This window comes from Petrachloros mirabilis (assembly GCF_975968855.1).
Window position 1 is genome coordinate 1 of record NZ_CDLUDY010000063.1, and the last position, 9,578, is coordinate 9,578.

Annotated in this window: 11 protein-coding genes; all 11 read left to right on the plus strand. The window is 53.9% G+C overall.

The annotated features are described in order from the left end of the window. The first annotated feature begins 472 nt into the window (after nt 1-472). A complete protein-coding gene (locus tag ACWVCN_RS02545; protein WP_455243942.1) occupies nt 473-871 on the plus strand; it encodes a hypothetical protein in 399 nt (132 codons plus the stop codon). 380 nt (nt 872-1,251) lie between these two features. Beyond that, complete coding sequence (locus ACWVCN_RS02550) at nt 1,252-1,491, plus strand: YtxH domain-containing protein (RefSeq protein ID WP_455243943.1); 240 nt, start codon at nt 1,252-1,254, stop codon at nt 1,489-1,491. Nucleotides 1,492-1,597: 106 nt separating this feature from the next. Continuing rightward, entirely contained in the window at nt 1,598-1,885 is a 288-nt protein-coding gene (gene tatA, locus ACWVCN_RS02555; RefSeq protein WP_455243944.1) for a twin-arginine translocase TatA/TatE family subunit, read from the plus strand. A gap of 63 nt (nt 1,886-1,948) precedes the next feature. Next, on the plus strand, nt 1,949-2,197 hold the full coding sequence (locus ACWVCN_RS02560; RefSeq protein WP_455243945.1) for a hypothetical protein: 249 nt from the start codon (nt 1,949-1,951) through the stop codon (nt 2,195-2,197). A 151-nt stretch (nt 2,198-2,348) separates the two neighbouring features. Beyond that, the gene (locus ACWVCN_RS02565) at nt 2,349-3,314 is read left to right on the plus strand and encodes a sugar phosphate nucleotidyltransferase (RefSeq protein WP_455243946.1); all 966 of its coding nucleotides are present in this window, start codon (nt 2,349-2,351) and stop codon (nt 3,312-3,314) included. 299 nt (nt 3,315-3,613) lie between these two features. Further along, the gene (locus tag ACWVCN_RS02570; RefSeq protein ID WP_455243947.1) at nt 3,614-3,757 is read left to right on the plus strand and encodes a hypothetical protein; all 144 of its coding nucleotides are present in this window, start codon (nt 3,614-3,616) and stop codon (nt 3,755-3,757) included. 43 nt (nt 3,758-3,800) lie between these two features. Continuing rightward, on the plus strand, nt 3,801-4,151 hold the full coding sequence (locus ACWVCN_RS02575) for an isoamylase early set domain-containing protein (protein ID WP_455243948.1): 351 nt from the start codon (nt 3,801-3,803) through the stop codon (nt 4,149-4,151). A 4-nt stretch (nt 4,152-4,155) separates the two neighbouring features. Next, the gene (locus ACWVCN_RS02580; protein WP_455243949.1) at nt 4,156-4,809 is read left to right on the plus strand and encodes a TetR/AcrR family transcriptional regulator; all 654 of its coding nucleotides are present in this window, start codon (nt 4,156-4,158) and stop codon (nt 4,807-4,809) included. Between the two features lie 49 nt (nt 4,810-4,858). Then, a complete protein-coding gene (locus ACWVCN_RS02585; protein ID WP_455243950.1) occupies nt 4,859-5,449 on the plus strand; it encodes a superoxide dismutase in 591 nt (196 codons plus the stop codon). 117 nt (nt 5,450-5,566) lie between these two features. Continuing rightward, on the plus strand, nt 5,567-6,814 hold the full coding sequence (gene glgC, locus ACWVCN_RS02590) for a glucose-1-phosphate adenylyltransferase (RefSeq protein ID WP_455243952.1): 1,248 nt from the start codon (nt 5,567-5,569) through the stop codon (nt 6,812-6,814). Next, nucleotides 6,799-9,578, plus strand: a 2,780-nt coding sequence (gene treY, locus ACWVCN_RS02595) for a malto-oligosyltrehalose synthase (protein WP_455243951.1), incomplete at its 3' end; no start/stop codon positions are given. The genes glgC and treY, both read left to right, overlap by 16 nt.

Consider the following 9,578-nt stretch of genomic DNA (forward strand, 5'->3'; position numbering starts at 1 on the left):
CTTGTCGGGCGCTTCGTCCTGGGATATTTGAGCGAGAAGGACAAGGCGGTTCTCCATGAGAGAAGCGGCGGTCACATTAGCCGGATTCCCCAGGGGGTGTGCAGCGACAATAACCCACAGCGCGATTGCTTGGCAGCGGTTCCGCACTCTTGCTTCCTCCAGATCACAAAATAATCCTTGCGCACTTTAACACAGTCGAGCCCTGCTCGGCAGAATGTGTCTGCCTAAATTCAAATGGAAGGGAGTATGACCTGCGTCACATGCGAAGTACGGCCACGAAATAAGTTCTGTTTGCCAGGAAAAACTCCGGAGTGTTGGCCGGTGCAAAGGATTTATATGTGAGGACGGGGATTTGACAGGGAGTGCCGGAATTTGGTATAAGTGACCAGTCAGTCATTAATGGGTTGTCAGTCTATACAAGGTGATTGTATAAGCACAACACATTATGATGAGGCTAGAAGGGAAGCGTATTATGTCGGAACCAAAACAGGTACAGGATAAGCAGCACGATTCGCGAAAGGACAAGAAGCGGACCACTCGTGAAGATGCCCCGGACACAGAGGAGGGGATGCTTATTCTGTTCGCGCCTGGCAAGCAAGAGGAAGCACGGGTGACGGTTCGCAACGTCGGTCAAGGAATGAGCGCTGCGGAACCGATACGAAAAGGAGCGAAGGCGCGGATGGTGTTTGTCCAGACTGAGATGACCGTGCCGGTGGGTACGGTTGTGACGTTGGCGATGCCCGGGGCGTACGATGTCGCGGAGCAACAGTCGTTTGAAGGGGCCGTTTCCTTCGTTTGCCCGACAGCGGACCAGTTCGGATATTCATCAGGACTCGGTATTCGAGTGGTAGAGGAGCCCCAGGTCAAGTAGAAACCCTTTGCGCGTAGGAGGCTTCGAAAGCGAGGAGGGGAGGTACTATGCAAAAGCCGATCGGCTCCAGGAGGGGAATAGTATCCAACAAGAATGAAGGTGGAAGGATTGGGCTTCCACACGTCCTCGACGAGGTTGGGGGGCAAGCCTGTGGATTTTGTGGTTGGCAGCATTACCACCTGGTTTTGCGCGCAAATGCAAAGAGTGCCCAAGCCTCGCTAGTGGCGAAATGTAGTCGGTGTGACGAAGAAATCGTCGGGTTCTCTGTAGAGAAGCTGCATAAGGATCTCGATCGTTACGGAAATGTCGATCATTGAGTCGGTAAGTAGAAATGAACACCCGTCCTTTACGGACGGAACTTATCAGAAAGGAGCAGCATCATGAGCGAAAGAACGGATGGAGTGCTGATGGGAGGGTTTATGTTTCTCGCCGGTTTGGCTGTCGGAGTCGGAGCTGGACTCCTGATCGCGCCGGAGTCCGGAGCGCGGACACGCAAACGATTACGGAATTACGCCGAAGATCTCGGCGACCAGATTACCGACTTCGCCGATGATACTAAGGTCAAAGTCGGAAAGATGGTCGATAGAGGGAAAGAATTTGTTTCGACGAATCATGCGTAAACGTAACCCGGTTTGGAACGTATGGGAGAAATCAGTGAGGCGTTGAGCATTGCCTGACTGGAATGCAACAACTGTAAAGACCATAGTTCAATAGGGGACTGATCTAATGTTTGGATCATTCGGATGGATGGAGCTGCTGCTGGTTTTGATCATCGTCTTGATCATTTTTGGAGCAGGGAAGCTGCCACAGCTCGGCGAAGGGTTTGGGAAGGCCATTAAAGGCTTCAAAAAATCCGTCCACGAGGCGGAAGCTCTGGAGGAGGAGGCTGTAGCACCGCCTCCAGAGACGACGCAACAGGAACATATTGCATCGAGCACTCAGCCCACTAAGCCGGCGTCACAAGCCACAGCGGCCAATCCTCCGGCAGAAACTCCGACTGATCGTAGCGCATAACTCGGTCGGGAATAGATTGACACATCACAGCAAACGGCTTGAATACCCAAGAGGAGGCGAGCTATGACGTGCAAACGTTGCCGGGGCTGTATGATTCGCGATCAGTTCACGGATTTGCGTGATGACACGGGGCAAGTGAACTTTATCGCGTGGCGCTGTTTAAATTGCGGCGAAGTGTTGGACGGGGTGGTCCTGAAACATCGAACATTCCGGCAGGCAGGCCCGTATAGAAGCCAACGCCGGTGGGCCAGTTGCACTCCATCGGAATGGCCGGGAGCCGTGCCTGTTGCGTCTAAGAGCGGTTCGACGTAGGGATCTCCTGACGAAGCGTCTCGTGAGGTTCTTCAAGCGCCGGCTTCCACAGAGGTCTACTTCCTCTGAAGAGGAAGAGAAAGAAGACCGTGGGATCGTTGCCTGATCCGTGGAAGAGAAAGGAGGACACGTGCATGCGACAGGAGCATCAATGCCACCGCCACATGTGTGGTCGATCATTTTGGCCGGAGGAAACGGCACCCGCTTAAACCCGACGATCAAGCGGTGGCTCGGCGAAGTCATTCCTAAACAATACTGTACCTTCACCGGATCCCGTTCCATGTTGGAACACACGATCGATCGTGCCATGCGGCTGTCGCCTCCTGCAAAAGTCACCACGGTCGTGACCCGAGGGCAAGAGCCCTATGCGCAAAAACAGGCAGGGCTTCACGGGGACAGCGTTATCGTACAACCTGCCAATCGCGATACAGCAGCGGGCATTCTACTCCCGCTGACCTACGTACGAGACCAGGATGCCAAGGGCACGGTGGTCGTGTATCCAGCCGATCATTTCGTCTACCCTGAAGAGGCTTTTGCCAATGTGATTCGAAAGGCGGCGCTCGCTGTCGAGATGATGCCCGAGCGCATCGTTCTGTTGGGTGTAAAGCCGGATCGAATTGAAATGGACTACGGGTGGATCACGTTGTCGGAGGAACTCGGATGTTATGGCAAGTTCCGGATTTGGAAGGTCGGAAACTTCGTGGAAAAACCCACTCCCGCTGTTCAGCGCAGCCTTTGCCTTGAGCGGGCGCTTTGGAATACGATGATTCTCGTCGGCAAAGTCGACACAATCTGGAAGCTTGGATGGAAATGCCTTCCTTCGACGATGCGGCAATTCGAGTTGTTTCAGCAATCCATCGGGAGCGACCGAGAAGAAGCCGTCCTCGAAACGTTGTATAGGGTTATGTCGGCGAGGAACTTCTCCAAAGATATTCTGGAGCAGGCGCCGGATCACATGATGGTGATGGAAATGGAAGGGATTGCGTGGAATGACTGGGGCCGGGCTGACCGAATTACTGAAAGCCTCCGTCAAATCGGGAAAACTCCTGATTTCCATCCTGCTTTGACCGGTTTCGTAGGCGTGGAACAGCACGGTACGGCTATGGCCGAACAGTAAGGAGCCGGCGGAGCCGAATTTGATCGCTGCGTGAGAAGACGCCTGAAGATATTGGTCCTGGAAAGGTCAGAATAGGTTTTTTCTGGGGGGCCCCCTCGGCTACAGCAGGATCTTTCACGGTAGAGAAGGAGCGCAATCGACAAAGCGACTGCTGTACACAAGGCTAGAGGTGAGAGGCCCGGGGTTGCATAAGTGCCGTCTCCTATGAAAAATAGCCTTGTTTGGCTCTAGAAAGAATGAACAGCCTACCAGGCGTTTGTTCGGTGGAAGACAGATGACAGAGAAGGGGGGAGGGCATTATGGCTTTATTGGGAAATAAACTGGGAACGTGGCGTCTGGCATGGACGCGCGAATCTTCTCTGCGGGACTATATGTGGGGTGCCATCATTGTCGCGTTCGGATTATTTACAATCGTCGGGATGTTTTTTCTGTTTGGGGGCTGATTCCGTCCGTTCGAGTCCCATAGCGTAAGAGAAAGGAGGCGGCATGAAGCAACCAACTCGCAAGAAGGCGACTGGGTCAGGCGCGCGGCGGCGTTCACAAACCAAACAAACGGTGACATTCGAATATTTTGATCCTTCTGCAAAGGTGGTCGCTCTGGTTGGAGATTTCAACAAGTGGGACAAGGAAGCCAAGCCGCTCAAGCGAGATGCGGGAGGATTGTGGAAGGTCGCACTCAAACTGGAGCCGGGTCTTTATCAGTATAAGTTCGTCATCAATGGCGAGCGGTGGGAAGAAGATCCGCTCAATCTTCATCGGACATATAACGAACACGGCACATTTAATTCAATCCGGAAAGTCGGCGACGGCCAGGTCGATCAGGCACAGCAAGGATGAGTAGATGATGATACCGACACCGGTTCAAGGGGCTGAACATCTCTCTCGCGTCGAGCGGCGAAAGGCTAAAACCAATAAGCGTCTTCTCGAGGTGGCCAGACAGTTGTTTTCCGAGAAGGGGATATACTGGGCGAAAGTCGAGGATATCACGGAGCTGGCGGATCTTGGCAAAGGGACCTTCTACAAGTACTTCGATTCCAAGGAAACCATCATCCGAGTTCTCCTCGAGCAAGGACTTCAGGAGTTGTTCGAGGAAACGAAGCAGGCCGTTGCGGACGCGCCTTCGGATTCGAAGAGCATCTCGAGGGTGATCGAGGCCCGGGTGAATTTCTTTTTGAAGTATCCCGACTATCTCCTTCTGTTCCATCAAATCCGTGGCTTGATGCAGATTCAGGTTGACACCGCTCGGGAACTGCGCGCGATCTATGACGGACATTTGAAAAAAATGGCGCAATTGGTTCGCCCGGTGATCGGAACTGCTGGAAAAACCCACGCGAAAGATCTCGCCATTGCGATTGCCGCCTACACATCGGGCTTGCTCATGTATCACGTACTATTAGATGGTGTCGAAGGTGTCCGGCGCCGGCAAGCTGGCATCGTGGAATCGATCGAGCAGAGCATCGAAGCCCTTCTGAAGAATGGGAATGGGGGAAGATAGCCGCGAACAAGGGACCGGTTTCAGATTCTGCCCAAAGGCTTGATAGCCCATGACGTACCGAGCGAAGACGTTTGAGCATCTCAAGGAATTGCGCCATTTCAGTCAGGAACTCATGGCTACGCATTTGAAACTGTATCAAGGCTATGTGAAGAACACGAACGAGTTGGCCGATCGACTCTTGGACTTGGTGAAGCAAGGAAAGACCGGGAGTATGGAATATGCAGAAATGAGACGGAGATTCGGGTGGGAATACAACGGCATGAGGCTGCACGAACTCTATTTCGAGAACCTGAGCAAACGACCGACTCCACTCAGGAAAGATTCGTTGCTTTATGAAAAACTCTGGAAGGGATTCGGTCAGTACTCCACGTGGGAGCACGGCTTCATGAGTGTGGGAGGGATGAGAGGGATCGGGTGGGTCGTCCTGACTCATGATCCCAGCAACGGGCGTCTGTTCAACATATGGCTCGACGAACATGATTCAGGATTTCTCGTAGGATCCGCACCGTTGCTTGTCATGGATGTTTTCGAGCACGCCTATCTCCAAGATTTTGGCCTCAATCGAACTGCGTATGTCCAGGCGTTCATGAAAGCCATCAACTGGGGAGTAGTGGAACAGCGGTTTCTGGCTTCTGTCTAGCCTGGACCCTAGGGCAAGAGGGCCTGTGCGTGAGTGCCGTAGTGGATGCAGGATAGAGGAACGAGGCGCTTACAACGTCGTAACTTAACCGAGAGAAGGGAACGAACCGTGAGAAAGATGGTACAAGGCCGCCGCGTGTTGGCCATCATCATGGCCGGCGGCAAAGGGGAACGGCTTATGCCCTTGACTGAACTGCGCAGCAAGCCGGCTGTGCCGTTCGGCGGTAAGTATCGCATCGTGGATTTTGTGCTCAGCAATTTCCTGAACTCCGGGATTACCGCCATGTACGTACTTGTGCAGTACCGGTCGCAATCGTTGATCGAGCATTTGCGCAGAGCCTGGCGAATAGGGGGAAGGATAAAAAATGACTTTATCACGGTCGTCCCGCCCCAGATGAAAGCACGTGGCGGGTGGTACGAAGGCACCGCGGATGCGGTCTACCACAACGTGAACCTTATCCAGGATTACGGCCCAGACCTCGTAGCGGTCTTTGGAGCGGATCACGTCTATCGTATGGACATCACACAGATGATCCAAGAACATCTTGCCAACTCGGCCGCTGTGACAGTGGCCGCACGTCCCGTTCCCCTCCATGCCGCAAAAGGATTCGGCATTATCGAGGTCAACCGCGACGGCCGCATCATCGGATTCGACGAGAAGCCGAAACAGCCGAAAGCCATGCCCAACGATCCCGAACAGGCCTTTTCCTCGATGGGGAATTACATCTTTAACACAGACGTACTCCTTGCTGCACTTGAACAGGATGCTTCGCGTCCGGGGTCTCACGATTTTGGCCGGGACATTATTCCGCACCTGATTCGCACACACCATGTGCAGGCATACAACTTTCTTGAAAATCGCGTTCCAGGATTGAAGCCGTATGAGATACAGGGTTACTGGCGGGATGTCGGGACGCTGGAATCCTATTGGCAGACGCATTTGGACCTGCTCGGGGAGTCTCCGATTTTTGATTTGCGTAACGCATCCTGGCCGATCTTGACCGATACCTTCGACGGTCCGACCGCCAGCATGGTGCGTTCACGCATTGACGAATCGATGATCGGGCAGGGCAGTCACATTGTTGAGGCTGATATCCGCCGTTCTATTATAGGACGGGACGTCACTATTGATGCCGGAGCCAACATTGAAGAGTGCGTGATTCTGGATGGGGTGCAGATTGGAAGCAAATGTCGACTCAAGCGGGTGATTGTGGACCGCTTCAATATCATCCCGGCCGGAAGCGAGATTGGATGGAACCAGGCAGAGGATCGCAAACGGTTTCAGTACAGCAAGGGCGGATTGGTCGTTTTCCCACGCGGACGGTCGCGAGGGAATCGCGCTCTCCCTCCATGGGCAGACAGGTAACCGTCGTGAACAATCTGAAGGAAAAGGTGTATATTCCGTCAGCCACATATAGAGTTCAGTTCAACCGTCACTTTAGGTTTTGCGATGCCGCGCAGCTTGTGCCTTATTGGCACAAGCTCGGCGTCAGCCATTGTTATGCCTCTCCTTATTTCAAAGCCGTTCCCGGTAGCCTCCACGGATACGATCTCGTCGACCCTACCTGCCTCAATCCGGAAGTCGGCACTGAGGAGGACTATGCGGCCTTCACACAGGCGCTCAGACAACATGGAATGGGTCAGATCTTGGACGTTGTGCCCAACCATATGGGTATCGGGAAGATGTTCAACGATTGGTGGCTCGACGTCTTGGAAAACGGTCCCAGCTCTCCTTATTCAATTTTCTTCGACATCGATTGGGACCCGGTCAAACGCGAATTACAAGATAAAGTGCTACTACCGATCCTGGGCGATCTTTATGGCAGGGCGCTGGAGAATCAGGAACTCCAACTCCAATATGAAGACGGCGGGTTTGTGATCCGGTACTTTGATGTCTCGCTGCCGGTAGCACCCCGCCCCTGGATCGCCATCCTCTCCTGCCGAATGGATACGCTCGTCGCGCGACTTGGATCCAGCGATCCTCGATTGCTCGAATTGCAGAGCATCATCACGGCCCTCGGGCACCTGCCGTTACGAAACGACCGGGATGCAGAACGAGTACAGGAGCGCTATCGTGAAAAGGAGATCATCAAGCAACGGCTCGCCTCGCTCATGCGGGACTGTGGCCAGATTGCCGACTTCATCGAAGAAAACGTCAGGTTGTTCAATGGAACCAAAGGCGATCCACGCAGCTTCGATCTCCTGGACGATTTGCTCGATGACCAAGCCTACCGTTTGGCCTATTGGCGGGTCGCTTCAGAAGAAATCAACTATCGCCGGTTTTTCGACATCAATGAACTGGCCGCGATTCGCATGGAAAATCCTACCGTGTTCGACGCCTCGCACCGGCTGATCTTTCGCCTCCTGAAGGACGGGGCAGTGACCGGCCTCAGAATCGATCATGTGGACGGGCTCTATAACCCCGAGGATTACCTGACTCAATTGCAGAGTTGGGCCCGTGCGGAACTGGATCGTGACGAGGCAACGAAGGAGAAGCCGCTGTACCTGCTGGTCGAAAAGATTCTGGCGAACGATGAGCCGCTTCCAGAAACTTGGCCGGTTTATGGAACGACAGGATACGAATTTCTCAATCTCCTGAACGGCCTGTTCGTAAATCGCGGAAATGAACGTGCATTCACCGATTTGTATGGACGGTTCACACGATTCCGAGAGCCGTTCGACGAAGTCGAATACGAGTCGAAGCAGTTGATCATGCGCGTGTCCATGGCCAGCGAATTGAACGTGCTCGGGCATCAGCTCAACCGACTTTCGGAACGGGACCGGCGTTCACGCGATTTCACATTGAACAGCCTGACGCACGCCATCCGTGAGATTATTGCCTGCTTCCCGGTATATCGGACTTACATTGCGCCGGAGTCCGAAGCTGTGTCCGAGCGAGACCGCGCGTATATCCGGCTTGCCGTCGAAAAAGCGAAACGGCGTAATCCGGCCCTGAGCGGCCTCCTTTTCGATTTCGTGCGGGACCTTCTGCTTCAACAGTGGGAGGCACGGACCGAGGAAGACCGCCAATCCCGTATTCAGTTCACGATGAAATTCCAGCAGACGACCAGTCCTGTAACCGCTAAGGGTGTCGAGGACACGGCCTTCTATCTCTACACGCGGCTTGTGTCGTTGAATGAAGTCGGCGGGGACCCTCAGCAGTTCGGAATCACTCCAAACGTATTTCACGCCAAAATGAAAGAGCGACGTGCGCGGTTTCCTCATGCCCTCTCAGCCACATCGACTCACGATACAAAACGCAGCGAAGACGTCAGGGCCCGTATCGCCGTGCTCTCCCAAATGCCGGATGGGTGGAAAAACCACGTCACCCGCTGGGGCACATTGAATCGCAAGCATGCAGAGGAAGTCGATGGCGACAGGGCGCCTAGCAGAAACGACGAGTATATGTTGTATCAAACGTTGATTGGTGCCTGGCCCTTCGCAATGGAAGGTGCAGGAGAGCATGAATCCTTCGTGCAGCGCATCCAAGCCTACATGATCAAAGCAATCCGTGAGGCGAAGGTCCATTCCAGTTGGGTCAATCCTCATCTTGAGTATGAAGACGCCGTTACCCGGTTTGTCGAAACGATACTGACTCGCGGATCCGATAATCCTTTCCTGGCTGATTTTATGCCTTTCCAGAACCAGATCGCGCACTACGCGATCGTCACGTCTCTGGCGCAAACCTTGATCAAGATCACGGCCCCGGGCGTGCCGGACTTCTACCAAGGCACTGAATTGTGGGATTTGAGTCTGGTCGATCCCGACAACCGACGATTGGTCGATTATGGAAGACGCATGAAATTACTCGATGAGATCGATCAGGCCTGTGGCGACACAACTGATCGCGCCGCATTCGTCCGTGAGTTGATCAGTAATAGGACCGATGGCCGGATTAAATTGTATCTGACGATGACGGCGTTGCGGTATCGACGCGATCACCTCCGATTGTTCCAGGACGGCGAATACGTTCCGCTGGAGGCTTATGGACACAGGCGGGAGCATTTGTGCGCGTTTACCCGCATCCATGAGGATCAGGCTGTCGCCGTCATCGTGCCTCGTCTGGTATCCGGCTTGAGCGCGGATGCGATGACGCTTCCGGTCGGCCGCGAAGTCTGGGGGGATACCAC